We start from the raw sequence: 22,169 nt of genomic DNA, 5'->3' as shown, positions 1-22,169 counted from the left end.
GCCTCGTGACGTGCCGGCGCAGGTCGCGCCTGGGGTGCCGGCGCCGCTTCGGGCACCCGGCCGCCGGCGGTGGCCGCAGGCCAGGGGCTGGCGGGACGCGCATCATGCGCCCTCCCCGGGCAGGGCGAGCGGCAGCCCGACCAGGTTCTGCGGCTTCAGCCGCACCCGCCGCGCCGCATCCATCGCCAGGGCCAGGTAGACCGGCCGGCCCGCCGCCCGCGGCAACACCCGCGACATTTCCGCGAACTCCAGGACACCCAGCCAGAGAATGCGGGCAAGCCGGACCTGTTGCACCGGCTTGCCCTGCCAAAGGTCATTGGCGATCGCTGTGGCTTCCGGGTCGAGCCCGACATGCCAGGTCCAGGTCCGGTCCTCGATCACCGGGACCGGGCGGATCGTCACCCGCTCCCCCATGACGTGGTGGATGAAGCGTTCCAGGGCGCGGGCCAGGCCGTGCTGGCCGGGCCGGTCCTCGGCGATGTCGAGGGCGAGGTCGTGCGCGTCCGACCGGGCGCGGTAGCCCGCGGCATTGGCCTCCGCCAGCACATCGAGCTCCACCTCGCGCGGCGCGGCACCGGCCTCGGTCAGCAGCCGGCCGATGGGGCCGAGGTCGCCCTCGGCGGCGCGGGCGTCGAGCACCTCCTCGTCCGCCAGCAGGGTCGCGCCCTGGTGGATGGCGGCGCGCTGTGGGCGGAAGAAGAGCTCGGCGGCGCGGAGGGTATAGGCGTTCCCCTCCCCCTCCAGGGCGGCGCGGGCGACGAGATGCGTCAGCATCTGCAGGAAGAGCGGCGGGATGCCGTGGACGTCGCCGCGGAACAGCGCCAGCCAGGCGGCCTCCAGGCTGGGCTGCGCCTGCACCCGGTCACGGAACCGCAGGAAGACCTGCCAATTCTCCCGCGCATCCGGATCGGCGAGCGCGGCCACCCGGGAAGCGGGCACCGCGCGCAGCGGGTCGGCCAGCAGGCCGGTGTGCAAGGCAAGCTCGGCGTCGCAGGCCTCCTCCGGCGGGACCAGCTCGGGCCGGGCGAGGAAGGCGCGCCAAAGGTCGGGCGTCGGCCGCAGCCGGCCGGCCGCGTCGCGGTCGCAGAAGAGGTGCCCGGAGGCCACCCAGAAGTCATCCATGCGGGGACAGCCTGGTCAGGTCGGGGCGCTCCGGGTCCTCTCCCTCGGTCTCGAGGATGGCGAAGACCGGCAGGGCGCCGAAGTCGCGGTGCGGTGCCTCGCGCCGGTGCAGGGTGCGGAACCGCTCGCGGACCGCACCGTCCTCCACGACGCGGGCCAGCGCCAGGACGGTGCCGGGCGGGTGGTCGCAGAGCGAGGCGGCGAAGCCGATCTCCTCCTCCGCCGCGGCGCGGGCGGCGGCGGCGTCCGGCGCGCCGTAGCGGGCGAGGACATGCGCGGCCAGCGCCGCCACCGCCTGCTCGCGCTGGCCGGGTGTGGCCTCGGCGACCTCGACCAGCGTCGAGAAGCCGAAGGAAGACAGGCCGAGGAAGCCGGCGCGGAAATCCTGCCGGCGCTTGCCCGAGAGCGCGGCGGGGTCCTCGTCCCAGAAGGCGAAGCCGCCGGGCACCGCCCATTCGCCGGGCTCGGCCGCGGCGGTGAAGACGACGAGGTCGGAGGGGTCGAGGCGGAGGGTGCGGGGGAGCTTCATGGGGCGCCCCAGAAAGGCCGGGGAGGGAAAGGAGTATTCGCTGCCCAGGCCCCTCCCTTCCTTTGTGTGGGTCGGGCTCCGTCGCGTGGCGAGTGCCGGATTCCCAAGAATAGCTGTGGGGTCCGGGGAGAATGCTTTTCCCCCGGCCTTCGCTGGCCCGCCCTCACGCCAGCGCCTCCCGCAGGGACCACCTGGCCCGTACCCCGTCCCGGTCCAGCACCAGGTCGCCCGTCGCCGGGTCGATCCCGCGCCGCTGGCCCGGGACCTCCCGTTCGTCGGCCAGCCGCGCCAGGAAGTTCTCCGACAGCCGGCGCGGGCCGCGCGCCTGCCAGTCGTCGAGACTGGCCATGAGGTGCCGGGCCCAGCCCGCGGTCAGCTCGGCCGCGCTCAGCCCCTCCCAGCCCTCCTCGGCGAGGCCGGTCAGGTCGGGCCGCTCCCCCGGCTCGACCGGCAGGGTCAGGGCGATCCGCGCCTCCATCCCCAGGACCAGCCAGGCGGGCACCTCCTCCTCGGCGCAGCCGGGGGGCGCGGCCAGGCGGACCGCGCCGCAGGCGGCGCCGTTGACCCGCAGCCTGCCGGGCCAGGCGAATTCCACCGGGATTTCCGGCGGGCCCTCGGCGGCCAGCGCATCGGCCAGGGCGTTGCAGGCGGCCAGGAAGGCGAGGCGGGCGGCGGCGAGCGGCAGCTCCGGCTCCAGCACCATCGCCGCCTCGGCCCGGCCGGCGGAGCGCACCCAGGCCAGCGTCCCCGCCCCGCGCTCCGGCGCCAGGGCCATGGCGCGCGCCATGGCATCGCCGCCCTCGCGCAGCGGGACGGGAGCGAAGACGGTCGGCAGGTCGGGCAGGTCGGGAATCGGCACGGCTCCGGGCCATGGGTCGCAAGCGGCGGGAGCGCGGCATATATGCGCGCTGCCCCGCCACGCCCAGGCGCCGGCCCGAGGAGAATGGTGTTCGGATGACCGAGCGGGACCGCCCTGTCGCCCCGGAGGGGCGCGGGACAATATGCTTCGTCTGCAGCTGCGAGGACACGATGGTCCTCGACGGCCGGGCGCTCGCCCGCGGCTGCGCCGCGCGGGGGACCGAATTGCGCACCGCCGAGCAGCTCTGCCGCGCCCAGCTCGACCGCTTCCTCGGCGCCCTGGACGATGGCCGCCCCGTCGCCGTCGCCTGCACGCAGGAGGCGCCGCTCTTTGCCCAGGAGGCCGAGGCGGCCGGCAGCACGGCGCCGCTCACCTTCGTGAACGTCCGCGAACAGGCCGGCTGGTCGCGGGAGGGCGCGGCGGCCGGGCCGAAGATGGCCGGGCTGCTGGCCGCCGCGGCGGTGCCGCTGCCCCCCGTCCCGCTGGTGCCGCTGCGGAGCGAGGGCGTCACCCTGGTGCTCGGCCGCGAGGCCGGCGCCATCGCCGCGGCCGGGCGGCTGGCCGACCGGCTGGACCTGACCGTGCTGCTGGATGGGTCCGAGCCGGTCGCCCCCGCCCGCACCGCCGCCTTCCCCGTGCTGCGCGGCCGGGCGCGCGCCGCGACCGGCTGGCTCGGCAATTTCGACGTGACCGTGGACGGCTATGCGGCGCCGAGCCCGGCCTCCCGCGACGCCTACCGCTGGGGCCCGGCGCGGGACGGGGCCGCGAGCTGCTGCGACATCATCCTCGACCTGACCGGCGGCGTGCCGCTCTTTCCGGCGCACGAGGTGCGGCAGGGCTACCTCCGCGCCGACCCGGCCGATCCCGCCGCGGTGGAACGCGCGGTCGCCGCGGCCGCCGGGCTGGTCGGCGAGTTCGACAAGCCGCGCTTCGTCAGCTTCGAGGCCGGGCTCTGCGCGCATGGCCGCAACAGGCGGACGGGCTGCACGCGCTGCCTCGACCTCTGCCCGACCGGGGCGATCGCGCCGGGCCGGGACGTCGCGACGGGCCGCGCCCTCGACCATGTGGTGATCTCCGCCGAGATCTGCGCCGGCTGCGGCGCCTGCGCCGCGGTCTGCCCGACCGGCGCCGCCACCTATGCCCTGCCGCCGCCGGCGACCAGCCTGGCCCGGCTGCGCGCCCTGCTGCTGGGCTTCGCCGAGGCCGGCGGCCGCGACGCCGTGGTGCTGCTGCACGACGCCGCCCATGGCGAGGCGCTGATCGACGCGCTCGCCCGGCATGGGGACGGCCTGCCCGCCCGGGTCCTGCCGCTGCGGCTGAACGAGGTCGCGCAGGCCGACCTGTCGATCCTCCTCGCCGCCTTCGCCTGGGGCGCGGCGGGCGTGCGGGTGCTGCTGCCGGCGCGCCGGGGCCACGGGACGGAAGGACTGTTCCGCAACCTCGACTACGCCGGCGCGGCGCTGGACGGCCTCGGCCTGGCGGCGGCCCTGCCGCGCGCCGCGGCGATCGAGACCGACGATCCCTTCACCCTGGCCGAGGCGCTGGCCCCGCCGCTGGCGCTGCGCGGCGCGACCCCCCCGGCGCAATTCCTCGCCCTCGGCACGCCGCGGGAGGTGCTGCGGCTGGCGCTCGGCGCGCTGCACGACCCGTCGGCGCCGGATGTCGTGCCGATGCCGGAGCAGGCGCCCTTCGGCCTGGCCCGCGTCGCGGCCGCGGGCTGCACGCTCTGCCTCGCCTGCACCATGGTCTGCCCGACCGGCGCCTTCAGTGCCAACCCGGAAAGCCCGGAGCTGCGCTTCGTCGAGGATGCCTGCGTGCAATGCGGCCTTTGCGCCGCGACCTGCCCGGAGAAGGTGATCACGCTGGAGCCGCGGCTGAACTTCGCCGAGACGGCGGCGCAGCCGGTGGTGGTGAAGGCCGAGCCGCCGGCGCATTGCACCGTCTGCGCGAAGGCCTTCGGCACCCGCAGCAGCATCGACCGGGTGAAGGCGAAGCTGACGACATCCGGCCACTGGATGTTCGCCGACCCGGCGCGGCTCGCGGTGCTCGAGATGTGCGAGGATTGCCGCGCCGTCGCCGCGACGCAGTCGCAGGTGGACCCCTATGCCGGCCCGGCCCGGCCGGCGGTGAAGACCACCGAGGACTGGCGGCGCGAGGCGGAGCGGGCGAAGGCCGGACGACCCGGCAGCTGACGCGGGTCGCCGCGTGCCGGAGCGGAGGTCCGGCACGCCGCTCCGGCTATTCCGCGGCCATCTCGCCCGAGCCGCCGAACTCGGCCGGGAAGTCCTTCAGCTTCGGCAGCCCGTCCTTCATGCGGAGCACCGTCTCGCCGTAGTTGACGTGCACCGCCGGCTGGAAGTCGAGCTCCGGGATGGTGGCGGCGAAGACGTCGACCATCTGCAGCGGCGGGTGCTGCGCCATCAGGTGGCCGCCGCACTTGCTGCAGAACTGCCGGTGGCTCATCTCGGTCTTGGCATAGGTCGCCAGGTGCTCTGCGCCCTTGGTGACCTTGACCGCGTCCGGCGACCAGAGGCTGAAGGCATTCACCGGCCCGCCCGACCAGGACCGGCAGGACCGGCAATGGCAATAGCCCATGGCGTTCGGCGCGCCGGTCACGGTGATCTCGACCGCGCCGCAGAAGCAGGCGCCCTTGTAGGAACCACTCATCGGTTCGTCCTCCCCATGTGACGGCCGCAGACTGCGCCGGGGCATGGCAAGGGCGAAAACACGGGGACGCGATGGGAAGGCCGGGGAGAAGGTATTCTCCCCGGACCCCCCATCCATTTTCGTGGGTCTGGCACCCTCCGCGCGGCGGCGCCCGCCCCACAAGCGGGAAGGGCGGGGCTTGGGGAGGGAATGCCAGTTTCCCTCCCCGACCTTCCTGTCACCCCCGCGCCTCGGCGAAGCGCACCGCCTGCCCGCGCGGCGCGCCGATCACCTCGTCCTCGCGCATCGCCACCTCGCCGCGCAGGATCGCCATCACCGGCCAGCCGGTGCAGGCATGGCCGGCGAAGGGCGTCCAGCCGCAGGGGGAGACGATCCAGCTCTCCTCGATGGTCCGCTGCTTCTTCATGTCGACGATGGTGAAGTCGGCGTCGTAGCCGGCGGCCAGCCGCCCCTTCCCCGTCGCCCCGTAGACCCGCGCCGGGCCGGCGCACATCAGGTCGACGAGGCGCGAGAGCGAGAGCCGCCCGGCGCTGACATGGTCGAGCATCAGCGGCACGATGGTCTGCACCCCGGTCAGCCCCGCGGCGCAATCCGGCCAGGGGCGCTCCTTCGCCGCGCGGCTGTGCGGCGCGTGGTCGGACCCGACCACGTCCACCGTGCCGTCCGCCACCGCGGCCCAGGCGGCGCGCATGTGCCGCTCGTCGCGGATCGGCGGGTTCATCACCGCATAGCCGCCGAGCCGGTCATAGGCCTCGTCGGTCTGGGTCAGGTGGTTGAGCAGCACCTCCACCGTGCAAAGGTCGCGGAAGTCGCGGAGGTGGTCGAGCTCCTCGGCGGTCGAGACGTGCAGGATATGCGCGGGACGCCCGGTCCTGCGGGCCAGCGCCATCAGTCGCCGCGTGCCGAGGAAGGCGCATTCCACGTCGCGCCAGACCATGTGGTTGCGGTGCGGCATGCCGGAGGTGAATTGCGGCTTCCGCTCCTGCAGCCGGTACTCGTCTTCCGAATGGTAGCAGATCCGCCGCCGGCCGCTGCGCATCACCGCTTCCAGCGAGGCATCGTCGGCCACCAGCAGGTCGCCGGTGCTGCTGCCGGCGAAGACCTTCACCGCGCAGACGTTGGGCTGCAGTTCCAACGAGGCCAGCTCGCCGATGTTGCGCATGCTAGCGCCGACATAGATCCCGACATCGACCCAGGCGCGGCCGTCGAGATAGCCGCGCTTCCAGTCCAGCCGCTCGCGGTCGGTGATGGAGGGCGCGGTGTTCGGCATGTCGAAGACCGCGGTCAGGCCGCCGAGCAGCGCGCCCCTGGTGCCGTGCGACAGGTCCTCGACCGCCGGGTCGCCGGGGTCGCGGAGATGCACGTGCGCGTCGATCAGCCCGGGCAGCACGTGCAGGCCGCGGCAATCGACCTCGTTCGCCGCATGCGCGGTGCGCAGGTCGCCGAGCGCGGCGATGCGCCCTTCCCGCACCCCGACATCGGTGGTCTCGACGCCCCAGGGCAGCACGCAGGCGCCGCCGCGCAGGATGAGGTCGTAGCTGGTCATGGGGCGGGGTTCCTTCCTCGGGGGAGTGCGGCCACCAGCCTATAGCCCAGGCCGGTGCGGCGGCGAACCACCTCTCGGCCCTGCTACGGTGACGCGGGCGGACCGTCCGGCAACCGCCGCCGCGACGGCCACGTTTTCCCGCCGGCCCGCGCCACGGCGGGCGCAACGGAGCGGAGCGGCATCATGGCCTATGACACCAACAGGTCGGACTATCTCCGGCGGCTCGACGCCGAGAGCAACCGGGCGGTCCTGATGGTCGGCGCCGGCGCGATCGGCAGCGTGGTGCTGATGTTCCTGATCGAGAAGATCTTCTGAGGGCGGGCGGCGCTCAGCGCGCCGCCAGCGCCTCGAACACGTCGCCCTCGCTGCGCCGCCCCTCGACATGGCGGCGGTGCCAGAGCGCGTAGAACAGCAGGTGCCAGGCGGCGAAGCCCTTGTGCTTGTCGCCGCCGGCATGGCGGAACAGCGACGCCACCCGGTCCGGCCGGGCGACCTCGGCAACGCCCGGCTGCGCCGCGACCAGCGGGCCGAGCCGGTCGCCGACGCGCTCGATCCAGGCGCCGACCGGCACGGTGAAGCCCTGCTTCGGCGCGAAGGGCGCCGCTGCCGGCATGTGCTGCGCCAGCCATTGCCGCAGCAGCCACTTGCCGGTGTGGCCCTGCACCTTCAGCGCATCCGGCAGCCGGAAGGCCGCCGCGGCGACGCCGGAATCGAGCAGCGGCGTGCGGCCCTCGACGCCATGCGCCATCAGGCAGCGGTCGAGCTTGATCAGCAGGTCGTTCGGCAGCCAGTCCGCGATGTCGAGGGCCTGCGCCGCCTGCAGCCGCGTCCGCCCGGCCGAGGCCGCCGACGCCTCCGCCGCGCCGATGCCGTCGCGCCAGCCGGTCGGCGGCGCGCGCAGGACATCCACGCGGTCGAAGCTGCCATGCGCGCGCGGCGCCTTGCCGCCGAGCCACCAGGGCCGCATCGCCGCGCGGTAGCGGCCGTAGCCGCCGAAGAGCTCGTCGCCGCCCTCGCCGGAGAGCACCACCTTCACCTCCTGCCGCGCCCGCTGCGCCAGGAACCAGGTCGGGATGATGGCGTAGTCGGCCGCCGGGTCGTCCATGGCGGCGACGATCCTCGGCAGCTCGCGCCAGACCATCGCCTCGGTGACGGCGACGGTGACGTGCCGCGCGCCGACCGATCGCGCCAGCGCCGCCGCCTGGGCGCGCTCGTCGGCCGCGCCGGGCACGTCGAAGCCGGCGGTGAAGGCCAGCACCGGGCTTGTTCCCCCCTGGGCATTGAGCCGCGCCATCATCGCCAGCACCGCGGCGCTGTCGATGCCGCCCGAGAGGAACATGCCATAGGGGACGTCCGAGCGCTGGTGCAGCAGGACGCTCTCCTCGAGCGCCGCGTCCAGCCGGGCCAGCGCCTGCTCGGCGGTGAACGATTCCGGCCCGCCCTCGGGCAGCGCGGCGCGGCGGCGCCGCTCGGTCACCGCGCCGTCGGCGATGACGATGGTCTCGCCCGGCAGGACGCGGGTGACGCCCTCGAAGATGGTTTCGGCGCCGGTGGTGAATTGCAGCTGCAGCAGCTCGGCCCGCGCCGCGGCGCGCACGCGCGGCTGCACCAGCCCGGCGGCGATCAGCGCCTGCGGTTCGCTGGCGAAGGCGATGCCGCCCGGCACGTCCGCGACATAGAGCGGCTTGATGCCGAAGGGGTCGCGCGCCAGCACCACCTGCCGCGCCGCGCGGTCCTGCAGGGCGATCGCGTACATGCCGCGCAGCCCCTCGGCAAAGCCGATGCCGTCGCGCCGCCAGAGATGCAGCGGCGGCTCGCAGTCGCTGGCCGTCGCGCAGCGGAGCTGGTTCGCCTCGCGCAGCTCGCGGTAGTTGTAGACCTCGCCATTGGCGACCAGCGCGGCGGGTCCGGCAAACAGCGGCTGGTCGCCGGTGACGAGGTCGATGATGGCCAGCCTGGTATGGGCGAGCGCGACGCTGCCGGCCACGTGGTGCCCGGCGCCGTCCGGGCCGCGATGCGCCAGCGCCCGGGTCAGCGCCTCCAGCACCGTGCCGTCCGGCGTGAGCCCCTGGCGCAGGGCGAGGCCGGCCAGGCCGCACATCAGCGCGGCTCCACGGCTTGGATGAACTCGCGCCAGCGCGCCAGCACCGGCGCCGCGGCATGGTCGCGGGCGAACTCGGCCCGGCCGGCGGCGGCGAGGCCCGCGGCGCGGGCCGGCGCGTCCAGCAGCCCGGCGATGGCGGCGGCGAGCGCCACCGGGTCTTCCTTCGGCACCAGCAATCCCGTCTCCCCGTCGCGGATCAGCTCGACCGGCCCCTGCGCCGCGGCGGCGACCACGGGGCGGGCGGCGGACCAGGCTTCCAGCACCACGTTGCCCAGCGGCTCGTGCCGCGAGGGGCAGACGAAGATGTCGCAGGCATTCAGCAAGGCCCCGGTATCCCGCCGCCAGCCGAGGAAGGCGACGCGGCCGGCGAGGCCGAGTTCCGCCGCCAGGCCTTCCAGCGCGGCGCGCTCCGGCCCCTCCCCGGCGAGCGACAGATGCGCGCCGGGCAGCCGGGCCAGCGCCCGCAGCAGCACGTCGAACCCCTTGTTGGCGTGCAGCCGGCCGAGCGCGAGCAGCCTCGGCGCCCCGGCCGGCGCCGGCAGCGCGGCGGGGGCGAGGCCGGCGAAGTCATGCGCGAAATTGGGCACGAAATGGGTGCGCGCGGCGGGCCAGCCCTGGCCGATGATCCAGTCGCGCAGGTCCCGCGTATTGCCGACGAGGTGGTCGCAATGGCGGTAGTACTTCAGGTCGTAGTAGCCGCCGAGCCGGCCGACCAGGGCCCAGGGCGCGCCGCGCCGCTTCACTGCCCCGGCATGGCGCCCGGCCCGGTTGGCCCAGGCCACCACCACGCGCGGCGCATGGGCGGCCAGCACCCGGCCGAGCCGCGGCCGGGTCACCAGGTCGAAATAGCCGCCCATGGGCAGCTCCACCGGCTGCAGGCCGCCGTCCCGCAGCCGCTGCGCCCGCCCCGCCTCCCGCCGGATCACCGCCAGCACCTCCTCCCCCGCCGCATGCTGGGCCAGGACAAGGCGTTCGTAGAAGGCCTCGGCGCCGCCCATGGCCGCGCCGGCCATCACATGCGCGATGCGCAAGGGGGCGGTGGCGGTCATGCCAGGGCCTCGAAGCGGGCGGCGACGTCGTCCCAGGAGGGGCCGGGACCGCGGGCGAGCGCGGCGCGGTGCATGGCGGCCCAGGCGGCGTCGTCCGAGAGCAGGCGGATCGCCGCCTCGGCGGCGGCGGCGTCGCTGCGGGCGACCACGCCGGTCACGCCATCCGCCACCCGCTCCGCCACCGCGCCGAGCGGCGTCACCACCGCGGGCAGGCCGCTCGCCTGGGCCTCGGCCAGGGCGAGGCAGAAGGTCTCGCCGGGATCGCCGCGGTAGAGCATCAGGCGGGCCTCGCTGAGCCGCGCCGCCAGGACGGGGCGCGGCAGGGGATCGAAGACGCGGACGCCCTGCCCCGCCATGCCGGCGGCCCGGGCGAGCACCGGCGCGGCGCGGGCGGCCAGGCGCGCGTCGCCGCCATAGGTGGCGGCACCGGCATAGAGGTGCAACTCCGCAAGCGGCAGCGCCGGCCGGATCCGCCGGGCCCAAAGCTCCAGCAGCCAGTCGAGCCCGCGCAGCGGGTTGGAGGCGAAGATGGCGACCGGGGGCGGCGGCGCCCTGGGGGCCGCGGGCGCGTCGAAGGGCGGCGCCAGGGCCAGCGGGATCTCGGCCGGGCGCAGCGGCAGCCAGGCCGGCAGGCTGGCGGAATGCGCGGGGCCGAGGGTGACGATGCGCGGCCAGGCGGCCAGCAGCGGCAGCAGGTGGCGCGGCTTGCGCAGGTAGTTGCCGGGGTTGTGCAGCCAGAGCACCCGCCGGCCCCGTGGCAGCGCGCGGAACAGCCGCGGCAGGCGGTTGGCGATGGCGAGGTCGGCCGGCGCGCCGCCCTGGCCGCCCCCTCGGGCCAGCGGCGCCCAGCGCAGCCCGTCGCGGGTCTCGGCGGGCGCGGTCCCGGCGCGCAGTTCCACGTCATGCCCGCGCCGGGCGAAGGCCGCGGCGAGCAGGGCGAAGGCGGTCTCGACCCCGCCCAGCGGCCGGTCGGCCAGCGCCCCGGCGCCGAGCCGCGGGCCTTCGGTCGCCAGGACTATGCGCACCCGCGCGCTTCCGGCACGACCCTCACCCCCGCGGGTTCGGCCGGTGCCGCTCCGGCTCCAGCCTGGCCTTCAGGTGCGACAACAGCGGGAAGAGCCCGGCGCAGAGCGCGATCAGCAGCCCCCAGCCGCCTTCCTTGTAGCCTTTCCGCCCGACATAGCACTTGATCCAGCGGGAAACGCAGCGCCGCAGGTTGTCCGGCAGCGAGCCGATCCTGCCCGCCGCCAGCATGTCGGCCGCCTTGGCCGAGGAATACTTGTCGAGCCGGCGCAGCATGTCGGAGATGTCGCGGTCGAGCTCGTGGCGGATGCCCTGCGCGGTGATCCGCTCGCCCTCGGTTCCCGTCCAGTCGAGGCCGGGGTGGACGCGCTGGCCGCGCCAGCGCTTGGCGCCGCGGCGGAACAGGATGGGCTTGAGGGTGGTGCCGAAGCTGCCGCCCCAGCCGTGCAGGATCAGCCGGTCGCCGACGTAGTTGTCGATGCGGACGCGGTGGAAGGCGTGCGGGGAGGCGGCGGCGACGCGGCGGATCTCGGCCCAGAGCGCGGGCGGGACGCGCTCGTCGGCATCGACCTCGAGGATCCAGTCGCCGGTGCAGGCGGCGATGCCGGCGTTGCGGCGCTCGCCCTCCAGCTCCCAGCCGCCTTCCAGCAGCCGGGCGCCATGGGCGCGGGCGATCTCCGCGCTGGCATCGGTGCTGCGGTCGAGCACGACGACGACCTCGTCCGCCGCCGCCAGCGTCGCCAGGCAGGCCGGCAGCCGGGACTGCTCGTTGCGCGCGACCACCAGGGCGGAGATGCGGGGGCCGGGCCGGGGCAGGCCTTCGGGGGCCGCGGGGTCGCGGCGGGCGGAGGCGCTCACGCCGCCACCTTCGCCGCCAGCAGCCGCTCGGCCGCCTCCCGCGCCATCTCGAGCGTCAGGCCCGTCATGCTGTCGAGCCCGGGGCTGCCCGGCGCCACCGCCGTCGCGGTCCGCCGCCCGGCCGGGGCATAGGCCTCGACCGGCGAGGGGCCGAAGAGGCCGAGGGTCGGCGTGCCCGTCGCGGCCGAAAGGTGCATCAGCCCGCTGTCGTTGCCGACGAAGAGGGCGCAGCGCGCCAGCACCGCCGCGACCTCCGGCAGGGCCAGCCCGCCGACCAGGTCCACCGCCTCCCCGCCGAGGGCGGCCAGCACCGGCGCCGCCATGGCGCGTTCCTGCGCCCCCGGCCCGCCGAGCACCGCGGCGCGCGCGCCCTCCAGCGGCGCGCCCGGTGCGGTCAGCGCCCGGTAGAGCGCGACGAAGCGCTCGGCCGGCCAGACCTTGCGGTCCCAATTGGCCGTCGGGCCGAGGCCGATCCACAAGCCTTCGCCGGGCAGCAGCGAAGCCGCCCGCGCGCGCTCGGCCGGCCCGAACCAAGCGACCGGCAGCGGCGGCGGGTCGAGGCCGAGCAGCGCGCCGAGATGCGCCAGCCGGTGCCCCGGCTGCCGCCCGCCGCGCAGGACGTAGCGGCGCTTCGCCCGCACCAGCCACGAGAATGCCGAGCCCCGCAGGTCGACCACGATGTCCCAGCGCTGGCCGGCCGCCTGGCGCCACAGCTCCCACCAATGCGCGCGGAAGCGGCGCTTGGTCAGCACGATGGTCCAGGCGCGGCCCGGCATGCGGGCGAAGACGCCCTCGGCCACCGGGCCGCAGGCCACCACCACCTTGGCGTGGGGGTAGGTGCGGATCAGGTGGTCCAGCAGCCCGGTCGACAGCACGGCATCGCCGATCCGGGTGGAGGTGATGAAGAGGATGCGCACGGCGCCGCGCCTGTAACACGCCGGCGCCGATGTGGGCACCCGTTGCAGCCGGCGGGGGGATCGCCCACCTGCACGCCATGCCGATCGCGTATCTGCCCGAAAGGGGCGTGCTGGAGGTGACGGGCGAGGACCGCACCGCCTTCCTCCAGGGCCTGGTCACCAACGACGTCGCCGGGGCCGGCCCCCCATCCCCTGCGGCGGAGCCGCAGGGGCCCTCAGGGCTTGGCACGGCGGTCTTCGCCGCGCTGCTCAGCCCGCAGGGCAAGTGGCTGGCGGAGTTCCTCATCCTGGCCGATGGCGACCGCCTGCTGCTGGACTGCGAGCGGGCGCAGGCGGCGATGCTGGCGCAGAAGCTCACCCGCTTCCGGCTGCGGTCCAGGGTCGCGGTCCGCGACGCCTCGGCCGAGTTCGCCGTGCATGCCGGCTGGGGCGGCGCGCCGGTGCCGCCCGACACCATCGCCGCGCCCGACCCGCGCCTGCCGGAGGCCGGCTGGCGCGCCCTGGCGCCCGCGCCGCTGCCGGCCGACGCCTCGCCCGAGGACTGGGACCGCCACCGCCTGGCGCTCGGCCTGCCGGAAGGCTCGCGCGACCTGGTGCCCGAGCAGACCGTGCTGCTCGAGGCCGGCTACGACGAGCTGCACGGCGTCTCCTGGACCAAGGGCTGCTACATGGGCCAGGAGCTGACGGCGCGGACCAAGTACCGCGGCCTGCTCAAGCGCCGGCTGGTGCCGGTTGCGGTCGACGGCCCGCTGCCCGCCCCCGGCACGCCGGTGCTGGCGGGGGGCGCCGAGGTCGGCGCGATGCGCTCCGGCCGCGACGGCAGCGGCATCGCCCAGCTGCGCCTGGACGCGCTGGACGGCCGCAGGCTGGCCTGCGGCGAGGCGGTGCTGACCCCCCGCATCCCCGGCTGGATGGTGATCCCGGCGCGCGAGCCGGTGGTGTAGCCTGCCGCCCAGGAGGACCAAACCCATGCAACGTCGCCGCCTCGCCGCCGGGATCGCCCTGGCTGCCACCCCCGCCGGCATCGCCGCCGCCGCCCCCATCCGCCAGCGCGTCGTCTACCATGTCGGCGACGAGGGCGGGCCGGACCATGCGCATTGGCGCACCGCGCTCGGCAACATGCGCAACCACCTCGACGTGGTGGGCGACGGGCTCGAGCTGGTCTGCCTGCTGAACTCCTCCGGCATCCGCCTGCTGCTGGACGCCGCGGGCAATCCCGAGCTGGGCGCCGATGTCGCCGCGCTGCGCCGCCGCGGCGCCCGGTTCCTGGTCTGCAGCAACAGCCTGCGCGGCCAGAAGGTCGCCCGCGAGGCGCTGCTGGCGGTGCCGGAGGGCGACGTCGTCCCGGCCGGGGTGGTGGAGCTGACCCGGCTGCAGCAGGAAGGCTTCGCCTATATCCGCCCCTGACCTTCACGGTCCCGGCGTCCGCGTCCCGCCGCCGGTCCTGGTCGGGCTGCTGGTCGGGACCGGCTGGCTGCTGCAGCGGACCGTGCCGGTGCCGGTCAGCACCCCGGCGCCCAACCTCGCCGCGCTGCTGATGGCGCTGGGCATGGGGCTTTCGGTCTGGACGGTGGTGACCATGCTCCGCGCCGGGGTCGACCCGCGGCCGGACAGGCCGGACAAGGCGCTGCTGGAACGCGGGCCGTTCCGCCTCAGCCGCAACCCGATCTACCTGGGCTTCCTGGCGGTGGCCGCGGGCTTCGCGCTGCACTGGGGCGACCTTTGGCCCTGGCTGGCGCTGGTGGCCGCCTTCCTGGTGCTGGACCGGCACGTGGTGGCGCGGGAGGAGCCTATCTGCGGGCGCGGTTCGGGGCGCCCTATGCGGCGTATATGGGGCGCGTGCGGCGGTGGATCTGAAGCCAAGGTCGGGGAGGGAAAGGTATTCCCTCCCCGGGCCCCACCCTTCCCTTTTGTGAGTCCGGCAGCCGTCGCGCAGCGGGCGCCGACCCACAGAGATGGATGGGGGGGTCCGGGGGAGAATACCTCCTCCCCCGGCCCTTCCTTACGCGTTCACCACGCTTCCGCCATTCGGGTGCAGCGTCTGCCCGTTGATGTAGGAACTGTCGCTGTCGGCCGCGAGGAAGATGTAGCTCGGCGCCACCTCGTCCGGCTGGCCGGCGCGGCCCATCCCGGCGCTCTCGCCGTGCTTGGCGGTCTTCTCCTCGTCGAAGCTGGCCGGGATCAGCGGCGTCCAGATCGGCCCCGGCGCCACCGCGTTCACCCGGATCCGCTTCTGCTGGAACAGCGCCTGGGACAGGCTGCGGGTGAAGGCCAGGATCGCCCCCTTGGTGCTGGCATAGTCGACCAGCATCGGGCTGCCCTTGAAGGCGGTGATCGAGGTCGTGTTGATGATCGCGCTGCCCGAGGGCATGTGCTTCAGCGCCGCCTTGGTGATCCAGAACATGCCGAGGATGTTGGTGCGGAAGGTGCGCTCCACCTGGGCTTCCGGGATCTCGGCGAAGTCCTCGCAGACATGCTGCTCGGCGGCGTTGTTGACCAGGATGTCGATGCGGCCGCCGAGCGCGGTCGCCGCCTGGTCCACCGCCTGCTTCACGAAGGCCGCGTCGCCGACATCGCCGGCGATGGTCACGCATTTGCGCCCCGCCGCCTCCACGTGCCGCTTCGTCTCGGCGGCATCCTCGTGCTCGTCCAGGTAGAGCACCGCGACGTCGGCGCCCTCCTTGGCGAAGCCGATGGCGACGGCCCGGCCGATGCCGCTGTCGCCGCCGGTGACGAGCGCGGTCTTGCCGGTCAGCTTGCCGCTCGGCTTCCAGTGCTCCATGCGGTCCTGCGGCTGCGGCCGCATCTCCGCCTCGGTGCCGGGCTGGTGGTCCTGGCGCTGCTTCGGCTGCGGGGTCTGCTGGTTGTCCGGCATGGCGATGTCTCCCGTGGTCCCGGGCCAACGGGGACCGGGGCGGGGCAGTTGCCGGCGGTCTGCGGAACGAGGCGCCCGGCGCCGCGGCTGCGCCGCGCCGGGCCGCCGCGCCTCAAGCCGTGCGGTCGCCGCCGCCGCCGGTCAGCGCCGCCTGCGCCGCCGCCAGCCGCGCCACCGGCACGCGGTAGGGCGAGCAGGAGACGTAGTCGAGCCCGGCCTCCTCGCAGAACTGGATCGAGGCGGGGTCGCCGCCATGCTCGCCGCAGATGCCGAGCTTGAGGTCGGGCTTCACCGACCGGCCCTTCTCCTTGGCGATCTTCACCAGCGCGCCGACGCCGTCGATGTCGATGCTGACGAAGGGGTCCTTCGGCATGATCCCCTTCTCGACATAGAGCGGCAGGAACTTGCCGGCGTCGTCGCGCGACAGGCCGAAGACCGTCTGGGTCAGGTCGTTGGTGCCGAAGCTGAAGAAGTCGGCGACCTCGGCGATCCGGTCGGCGGTCAGCGCCGCGCGCGGCAGCTCGATCATGGTGCCCACGTAGTACTCGATGTGGTGGCCGGTCTCGGCGAAGACCTCCTGCGCCACCTTGTCGACCTGGTTGTGGGTGATCTCGAGCTCGCGCCGCGTCGCAACCAGCGGGATCATGATCTCCGGCACCGGCGCGGCGCCGCTCTCCTTCGCCACCTCGACGGCGGCCTCGAAGATGGCGCGGGCCTGCATCTCGTAGATCTCGGGGTAGGAGATGCCGAGCCGGCAGCCGCGGTGGCCGAGCATCGGGTTGGCCTCCGCCAGTTCCGCCGCGCGGCGCTGCATGGTGGCGACGTCGGTGCCGAGCGAGCCCGCGACCTCGGCGATCTCGGCTTCCGAGTGCGGCAGGAACTCGTGCAGCGGCGGGTCGAGCAGCCGGATGGTGACGGGCAGGCCGACCATGATGCGGAAGAGGTCGGCGAAGTCCTTGCGCTGGAAGGGCAGCAGGCGGGACAGCGCCTCGCGCCGGCCGCTCTCGGTCTCCGACATGATCATCTGCCGCACCGCGCCGATCCGCTGCGGGTCGAAGAACATGTGCTCGGTCCGGCAGAGGCCGATGCCCTCGGCGCCGAACTTGCGCGCGGTGTCGGCGTCGAGCGGCGTCTCGGCATTCGCCCGCACCTTCAGCCGGCGCACCTTGTCCGCCCATTCCATCAGCGTGGCGAAGTCGCCGGAGAGCTGCGGCTCGACCATCGCCACGCTGCCGATGAAGATCTCGCCGGTCGCGCCGTCGAGCGTGATGGTCTCGCCGGCGCGGACCACCTGCCCGCCGGCCTGCAGCGCCTGGGCGCCGTAGTCGATGGTGACGCCGCCGGCGCCGGCGACGCAGGGCCGGCCCATGCCGCGGGCGACCACCGCCGCGTGGCTGGTCATGCCGCCGCGGGTGGTCAGCACGCCCTTGGCGGCATGCATGCCGTGGATGTCCTCCGGCGAGGTCTCGATGCGGACCAGGATGACGTTCTCGCCCTTGGCGGCGCGCAGTTCGGCCTCGTCCGCGTTGAAGACCACCGTGCCGCAGGCGGCACCGGGGGAGGCCGGCAGGCCCTTCGACAGCAGCTTGCGCGGCGCCTTGGGGTCGAGGGTCGGGTGCAGCAGCTGGTCGAGCGCGGAGGGATTGACCCGCTTGATCGCCTCGGTCTCGCTGATCAGGCCTTCCCGCGCCATGTCGACGGCGATCTTCAGGCTGGCGGCCGCGGTGCGCTTGCCGTTGCGGGTCTGCAGCATGTAGAGCTTGTTCTGCTGCACCGTGAACTCGATGTCCTGCATGTCCGTGTAGTGCTGCTCGAGCTTGGCACGGACCGCGACGAGTTCCTGGTAGGCGTTCGGCATGGCGGCTTCCATGCTGCGCTCGTGCGGCTTGGCCTTGAGCTGGGCCATCGGCTGCGGCGTGCGGATGCCGGCGACGACGTCCTCGCCCTGCGCGTTGATCAGGTACTCGCCGTAGAAGATGTTCTCGCCGGTGCTGGGATCGCGGGTGAAGCAGACGCCGGTCGCGCAATCCTCGCCCATGTTGCCGAAGACCATGGCCTGGACGTTCACCGCGGTGCCCCAGCTCGCCGGGATGTCGTGCAGCCGGCGGTAGGTATTGGCCCGCGCGTTCATCCAGGACCCGAAGACGGCGCCGATCGCGCCCCAGAGCTGGGCGGCGGGGTCCATCGGGAAGGGCTTGCCGGTGACCTCGGCCACCATCTCCTTGTAGCCGTCGACCACGCGGTGCCAGTCCTGCGCGGTGAGCCCGGTATCCTCGACGATCCCGCGGTCGAGCTTGACGTGCTCGATGATCTCCTCGAAGCGGTGATGGTCGACGCCGAGCACGACGCTGCCGTACATCTGGATGAAGCGGCGGTAGCTGTCCCAGGCGAAGCGCGGGTCGCCGGACGCCGCGGCGAGGCCGTCCACCGTCTGGTCGTTGAGCCCGAGGTTGAGGACCGTGTCCATCATCCCGGGCATGGAGACCCGGGCGCCGGAGCGGACGGAAACGAGCAGCGGCTTCTGGGTATCGCCGAACCTGGCGCCGACCGCGGTCTCGATCAGCGCCAGCGCGGCGCCGACCTGGTCGCGCAGTTCCGGCGGATACTGCTTCTCGTGGTCGTAGTAGTAGGTGCAGACCTCGGTGGTGATGGTGAAGCCGGGGGGCACGGGCAGGCCGATGCTGGCCATCTCGGCCAGGTTGGCGCCCTTGCCGCCCAGCAGGTTGCGCATCTCCGCCTTGCCTTCGTTATGGCCGGCGCCGAAGCTGTAGACCCACTTGCTCATCGGCGATGTTCCCCTTGGCTTTCGGATGCCTGGCGTTCGACACAGCTTTGCATGAACGCGGCGTTAATACACCCGGGCGGTTTCAACCTTCGATTTTCGAGACGTCCGCGACCGCATCCATGGCGGCGCAGAGCATATGCAGCAAACGCAGGCGATTGGCGCGGAGTTGCGGGTCCGCATCGTTTACCACGACCTGGTCGAAGAAGGCATCGACCGGGGCGCGGAGGCTGGCAAGCTGCGCCATCGCCGCCAGGAAGTCTTCCGCGGCCAGCGCCGCGGCCACGCCGGCGGCGGTGCCGGCCACCGCCTCGCCCAGCGCCCGCTCGGCGCCGGTGACGAAACGCGCGGGGTCGACCGGGCCGTCATGCGGGCCGTCCTTGCGGGTCTCTATGCGCAATATGTTGGCCGCCCGCTTGTAGGCCGCCAGCAGGTTGGCCCCGTCCGGGGTGGCCAGCATGGTGGCCAAGGCGTCGGACCGGGCCAGCAGCCGCACCAGGTCGTCGTCCGGCGCGGCGCCGAAGACGGCGGTGAGGATGTCGTGCCGGGCGCCCTCGGCGCGGAGCTGGACGCGGAGGCGCTCGACCAGGAAGTCGAGCAGCCCGGCGGCGAAGGCGGCGACCATCGGCGGATGGGCGGACCCGGCGGGCGGCCGCCAGCCGGCCTGCATCGTCTCCGCCGCGACCGCCATGCCGAATTCCGGGCTGGCGGTGCTGCCGGTGGATTGCGGGTAGCCGAAGAAGGCCTCCCCGATCAGCCCGGCCAGCGGCAGCCGCAGCCCGTTCTCCCGGATCAGCCGGATGATCCCGAGTGCCGCGCGGCGCAGCGCATAGGGGTCGCCCGATCCGGTCGGGCGCTCGTCCACCGCGAAGAAGCCGACCAGCTGGTCGAGCTTGTCGGCCAGCGCCACCGCCACCGCCACGGGCTCGGCCGGCACCGCGTCGCCCGGGCCGAGCGGCCGGTAATGCGTGCCGATCGCCTCCGCCACGCGCGGGTCCTCGCCGCCGGCCAGCGCGTAGTAGCGGCCCATCACCCCCTGCAGTTCGGGGAACTCGCCGACCATCCCGGTCGCCAGGTCGGCCTTGGCCAGCCGCGCCGCCCGCGCGGCCAGGCCCGGCTCGGCGCCGCCCATCGGCGCGACGAGCCCGGCCAGCCGTTCCAGCCGCGCCACCCGCTGCCCCTGGGTGCCGAGCCTTGCGTGGAAGACCACGCCCTCCAGCTTCGGCAGGGTGCTCTCCAGCGGCTGCTTCAGGTCCTGGTCCCAGAAGAACCGCGCATCCGACAGCCGCGCCCGCAGCACCCGCTCGTTGCCCGCGACGATCGCCGCGCCGCCGTCGCGGGGGATGATGTTGCTGACCACGGCGAAGCGCGCCGCGGCGCGGCCATCCCCGTGGCGCAGGGCGAAGTAGCGCTGGTTGACCCGCATCGAGGTCCGCATGACCTCCGGCGGCAGGTCCATGTAGGCCTCGTCGATGCGGCCGAGCAGCGGCACCGGCCATTCGACCAGCCCGGCGACCTCGGCCAGCAGGCCGCGGTCGGGCACCACCTCCAGCCCCTCGGCGGCGGCGAGGCCGGCGATGCCGGTCCCGATGATCCGCTCGCGCTCGGCGGCATCGGCCACCACGAAGCGCTCGCGCAGGCCGCTTTCGTAATCGGCGAAGGACCGCACCGGGAAGGGCTCGGTGCCCGCCAGCACGCGATGCCCCTCGGTCAGCCCGGCGGCGGCGAGGCCATGCACCGCGTCCTCGCCCTGCGCCAGCGCGAAGGGGACCGGCTCACCGTCGAGGACGCAGAGGATGCGCTGCAGCGGCCGCACCCAGGCGAAGTCGCTGGTGCCCCAGCGCATCGACTTCGGCCAGGGGAAGCCGCGCAGCAGCCCGGGCAGCGTCCCGGCCAGCAGCGCCGCGGCCTCGGTCACCTGCCCCGGCTTCTGCAGCACCCAGAACTGGCCCTGCTGGGTGAGCTGGTCGCGGGTCGCGCCATGCTTGCGGAGGAAGCCGTCGAGCGCCGCATCGGGGGCGCCGAGGCGTGGCCCGCGCTCCTCCCGGCCCGGCGTCTCGGCGCGCGCCGCCATCTCCCCCAGCGCCGCGATCCGGCGCGGGCCAAAGAGCGGGCGCGGCGCCGCGGTCATCAGCGGCGACAGGGCCTTCAGCAGCGCCGCGCACAGCTCCTCCGCCGCCCGCGCCTGCATGCGGGCCGGGATTTCCTCGGAGAAGAGCTCGATCAGGAGTTCAGGCATGGGGCTGGAGCGCGGCCTTTACGTCGGTCTTGGAGAAGTCGTCGCCCTTGAACAGCAGCGGCTCGCCGCGCGACCTGGCCAGGGCATAGGCGAAGCAGTCGCCGAGGTTGAGGCCGGCGGGGTGGCGGCCCTTGCCGTAGCGGCGCCAGCCCTCGGCGGCCACGGCGGCGTGCTCGGCGGTGAAGGGGACGACCTCGACGCGGCCTGCCGCGAGCAGCCGTTCCAGCCGGTCCCGCACCGGGGGGCCGGCCCGCCCTTCCACCGCCATGCAGGCCTCCACCAGGGTCGCGGCCGAGATGGAGACGGAGGCCGCCTGGGTGAGCGCCTCGCCGAGTTGCGGGGCGTCCGGCTCGTCGCGCAGGATCGCCATGATGGCGGAGGTATCGATGATCACCGGGGCAGCCCGTCCTGGTCATAGAGGTCGGAATGGTCGCTGCTGGTCCCCGGCGGGAACAGCTTCGAGGCTTCCTTGGCGATCGCCATGATGCGCTCGAAGCGGAGGCGCCTCTCCTCGTCCCGGCCGACCCGCTCGCGCGCCAGCCGGTCGTTCACCGCGCGGCGGATGGCGTCGGTGGTGGAGGTGCCGAGCAGGTCCGCCAGCGCCTTGGCGTCGGCGATCAGCGCCTCGTCCTTGATGTTCAGCTGGCCCATCGGGGCCTCCATGGTAGAATGCCGGGCATCATTCTACCCTAGCCGCCGCCCTTGATCCACGCCTCGCAGCAGCCCTTCGCCAGGGCGCGGACACGGCCGATATAGGCCGCGCGCTCGGTCACGCTGATGGCGCCGCGGGCGTCGAGCAGGTTGAAGCGGTGGCTGGCCTTGATGCATTGGTCGTAGGCCGGCAGCGCCAGGCCCTGCTTCAGCAGGTCGGCGCATTCCTCCTCGGCGTCCTGGAAGTGGCGGAACAGCTTCTCCACGTTCGCGTGGGTGAAGTTGTGGTGGCTGTATTCCACCTCGGCCCGCTTGAAGACCTCGCCATAGCTCACGCCCTGGCCGTTGAAGTCGAGGTCGTAGACGTTCTCGACGCCCTGGATGTACATCGCCAGGCGCTCGAGCCCGTAGGTCAGCTCGCAGGAGGGGACCTCGCAGGGGATGCCGCCGACCTGCTGGAAATAGGTGAACTGGGTCACCTCCATCCCGTCGCACCAGACCTCCCAGCCGAGGCCCCAGGCGCCGAGGGTCGGGCTTTCCCAGTCGTCCTCGACGAAGCGGATGTCGTGCACCAGCGGGTCGAGCCCGATGGCGCGGTAGCTGCCGATCAGCGCGCTCTGCGGGTCGGCGGGCGAGGGCTTCAGGATGACCTGGTACTGGTAGTAGTGCTGGAGGCGGTTGGGGTTCTCGCCGTAGCGCCCGTCAGAGGGTCGGCGGCTGGGCTGGACATAGGCGGCTTTCCAGGGCTTCGGGCCGAGCGCGCGCAGGGTGGTCGCCGGGTGGAAGGTGCCGGCGCCGACCTCCATGTCGTAGGGCTGCAGGATGACGCAGCCCTCCGCCGACCAATAGGCGTGCAGCCGGAGGATGAGCTCCTGGAAGCTGGGGGGCCGGGCGGGGGCGGCGGTGGATGCGGCGGTCGACATGCGGCGGCTTTTGCCATGCCGGCGC

At 74.1% G+C, this 22,169-nt stretch carries 21 protein-coding genes and 1 pseudogene; 5 read left to right on the top strand and 17 right to left on the bottom strand.

Annotated elements, in window-relative coordinates; translation table 11 throughout:
• Positions 1-102: 102 nt before the first annotated feature.
• The 3 genes from E2C06_RS24640 to E2C06_RS24630 all read right to left on the bottom strand — a co-directional run bounded on the left by E2C06_RS24640 (position 103) and on the right by E2C06_RS24630 (position 2,510).
• On the bottom strand, positions 103-1,122 hold the full coding sequence (locus E2C06_RS24640) for a DUF6352 family protein (RefSeq protein ID WP_133291240.1): 1,020 nt from the start codon (positions 1,120-1,122) through the stop codon (positions 103-105).
• Positions 1,115-1,651 carry a DUF6505 family protein gene (locus E2C06_RS24635; protein ID WP_133291239.1) on the bottom strand — a complete coding sequence of 179 codons (537 nt, stop codon included), beginning with the start codon at positions 1,649-1,651 and terminating at the stop codon, positions 1,115-1,117. The genes E2C06_RS24640 and E2C06_RS24635 overlap by 8 nt, the downstream gene beginning before the upstream one ends.
• 163 nt (positions 1,652-1,814) lie before the next feature.
• Positions 1,815-2,510 carry a biotin/lipoate--protein ligase family protein gene (locus E2C06_RS24630; RefSeq protein WP_241671452.1) on the bottom strand — a complete coding sequence of 232 codons (696 nt, stop codon included), beginning with the start codon at positions 2,508-2,510 and terminating at the stop codon, positions 1,815-1,817.
• Between the two features lie 95 nt (positions 2,511-2,605).
• Between E2C06_RS24630 and E2C06_RS24625 the strand changes: the two genes are divergently transcribed.
• On the top strand, positions 2,606-4,702 hold the full coding sequence (locus E2C06_RS24625) for a 4Fe-4S dicluster domain-containing protein (protein WP_133291238.1): 2,097 nt from the start codon (positions 2,606-2,608) through the stop codon (positions 4,700-4,702).
• Between the two features lie 46 nt (positions 4,703-4,748).
• Here the strand turns inward: E2C06_RS24625 and E2C06_RS24620 are convergent, their stop codons facing one another.
• Both E2C06_RS24620 and E2C06_RS24615 read right to left on the bottom strand, forming a co-directional pair.
• Positions 4,749-5,177, bottom strand: a complete 429-nt coding sequence (locus tag E2C06_RS24620; protein ID WP_133291237.1) for a GFA family protein — start codon at positions 5,175-5,177, stop codon at positions 4,749-4,751.
• A 217-nt stretch (positions 5,178-5,394) separates the two neighbouring features.
• The gene (locus tag E2C06_RS24615) at positions 5,395-6,723 is read right to left on the bottom strand and encodes a dihydroorotase (RefSeq protein WP_133291236.1); all 1,329 of its coding nucleotides are present in this window, start codon (positions 6,721-6,723) and stop codon (positions 5,395-5,397) included.
• A gap of 183 nt (positions 6,724-6,906) precedes the next feature.
• Here E2C06_RS24615 and E2C06_RS39720 point away from each other — a divergent pair, with 183 nt between their 5' ends.
• Positions 6,907-7,038, top strand: a complete 132-nt coding sequence (locus tag E2C06_RS39720) for a ThiF family adenylyltransferase (protein ID WP_241671451.1) — start codon at positions 6,907-6,909, stop codon at positions 7,036-7,038.
• Positions 7,039-7,051: 13 nt separating this feature from the next.
• On the opposite strand, the gene asnB is transcribed toward E2C06_RS39720, so the two are convergent.
• From asnB to E2C06_RS24590, 5 genes are read right to left on the bottom strand one after another with little or no spacing between them, the layout of a single operon-like run.
• A complete protein-coding gene (gene asnB, locus E2C06_RS24610) occupies positions 7,052-8,824 on the bottom strand; it encodes an asparagine synthase (glutamine-hydrolyzing) (protein ID WP_133291235.1) in 1,773 nt (590 codons plus the stop codon).
• A complete protein-coding gene (locus tag E2C06_RS24605; RefSeq protein ID WP_241671450.1) occupies positions 8,824-9,876 on the bottom strand; it encodes a glycosyltransferase in 1,053 nt (350 codons plus the stop codon). The genes asnB and E2C06_RS24605 overlap by 1 nt, the downstream gene beginning before the upstream one ends.
• On the bottom strand, positions 9,873-10,901 hold the full coding sequence (locus E2C06_RS24600; protein WP_133291234.1) for a glycosyltransferase: 1,029 nt from the start codon (positions 10,899-10,901) through the stop codon (positions 9,873-9,875). Before E2C06_RS24600 ends, E2C06_RS24605 begins: the two co-directional genes overlap by 4 nt.
• 22 nt (positions 10,902-10,923) lie before the next feature.
• Positions 10,924-11,757 (bottom strand): glycosyltransferase family 2 protein, encoded by an 834-nt coding sequence (locus E2C06_RS24595; protein ID WP_241671449.1) that lies wholly within the window; start codon positions 11,755-11,757, stop codon positions 10,924-10,926.
• A complete protein-coding gene (locus tag E2C06_RS24590; RefSeq protein WP_133291233.1) occupies positions 11,754-12,674 on the bottom strand; it encodes a glycosyltransferase family 9 protein in 921 nt (306 codons plus the stop codon). The genes E2C06_RS24595 and E2C06_RS24590 overlap by 4 nt, the downstream gene beginning before the upstream one ends.
• Positions 12,675-12,751: 77 nt before the next feature.
• Between E2C06_RS24590 and ygfZ the strand changes: the two genes are divergently transcribed.
• Both ygfZ and E2C06_RS24580 read left to right on the top strand, forming a co-directional pair.
• Positions 12,752-13,618 (top strand): CAF17-like 4Fe-4S cluster assembly/insertion protein YgfZ, encoded by an 867-nt coding sequence (gene ygfZ, locus E2C06_RS24585; protein ID WP_133291232.1) that lies wholly within the window; start codon positions 12,752-12,754, stop codon positions 13,616-13,618.
• Positions 13,619-13,643: 25 nt separating this feature from the next.
• Entirely contained in the window at positions 13,644-14,081 is a 438-nt protein-coding gene (locus tag E2C06_RS24580; RefSeq protein WP_133291231.1) for a DsrE family protein, read from the top strand.
• Positions 14,082-14,084: 3 nt separating this feature from the next.
• Here the strand turns inward: E2C06_RS24580 and E2C06_RS37875 are convergent, their stop codons facing one another.
• A complete protein-coding gene (locus E2C06_RS37875) occupies positions 14,085-14,255 on the bottom strand; it encodes a hypothetical protein (RefSeq protein WP_165982636.1) in 171 nt (56 codons plus the stop codon).
• Between E2C06_RS37875 and E2C06_RS40885 the strand changes: the two are divergent.
• Positions 14,212-14,409: pseudogene (locus E2C06_RS40885) on the top strand (methyltransferase family protein); the annotation flags it as partial. The gene E2C06_RS37875 and the pseudogene E2C06_RS40885 sit on opposite strands and share 44 nt — an antisense overlap.
• 267 nt (positions 14,410-14,676) lie before the next feature.
• Here the strand turns inward: E2C06_RS40885 and E2C06_RS24570 are convergent.
• The 6 genes from E2C06_RS24570 to E2C06_RS24545 form a co-directional block, all read right to left on the bottom strand.
• Positions 14,677-15,549 (bottom strand): SDR family oxidoreductase, encoded by an 873-nt coding sequence (locus tag E2C06_RS24570; protein WP_133291230.1) that lies wholly within the window; start codon positions 15,547-15,549, stop codon positions 14,677-14,679.
• A gap of 112 nt (positions 15,550-15,661) precedes the next feature.
• Positions 15,662-18,334 carry a pyruvate, phosphate dikinase gene (gene ppdK, locus E2C06_RS24565; RefSeq protein ID WP_133291229.1) on the bottom strand — a complete coding sequence of 891 codons (2,673 nt, stop codon included), beginning with the start codon at positions 18,332-18,334 and terminating at the stop codon, positions 15,662-15,664.
• Between the two features lie 82 nt (positions 18,335-18,416).
• Positions 18,417-20,570: a glycine--tRNA ligase subunit beta gene (gene glyS / locus E2C06_RS24560; protein WP_133291228.1), complete on the bottom strand. Its 2,154-nt coding sequence runs from the start codon at positions 20,568-20,570 to the stop codon at positions 18,417-18,419.
• On the bottom strand, positions 20,563-20,964 hold the full coding sequence (locus tag E2C06_RS24555; RefSeq protein WP_133291227.1) for a type II toxin-antitoxin system VapC family toxin: 402 nt from the start codon (positions 20,962-20,964) through the stop codon (positions 20,563-20,565). The genes glyS and E2C06_RS24555 overlap by 8 nt, the downstream gene beginning before the upstream one ends.
• Entirely contained in the window at positions 20,961-21,221 is a 261-nt protein-coding gene (locus tag E2C06_RS24550; RefSeq protein ID WP_165982635.1) for a type II toxin-antitoxin system VapB family antitoxin, read from the bottom strand. The genes E2C06_RS24555 and E2C06_RS24550 overlap by 4 nt, the downstream gene beginning before the upstream one ends.
• 38 nt (positions 21,222-21,259) lie before the next feature.
• Positions 21,260-22,144 (bottom strand): glycine--tRNA ligase subunit alpha, encoded by an 885-nt coding sequence (locus tag E2C06_RS24545; RefSeq protein WP_133291225.1) that lies wholly within the window; start codon positions 22,142-22,144, stop codon positions 21,260-21,262.
• Positions 22,145-22,169: the final 25 nt, after the last annotated feature.

This window comes from Dankookia rubra (assembly GCF_004355005.1).
GTDB classification, from domain to species: Bacteria; Pseudomonadota; Alphaproteobacteria; order Acetobacterales; family Acetobacteraceae; genus Paracraurococcus; species Paracraurococcus ruber_A.
This window is presented reverse-complemented; position numbering and strand designations above follow the sequence as displayed.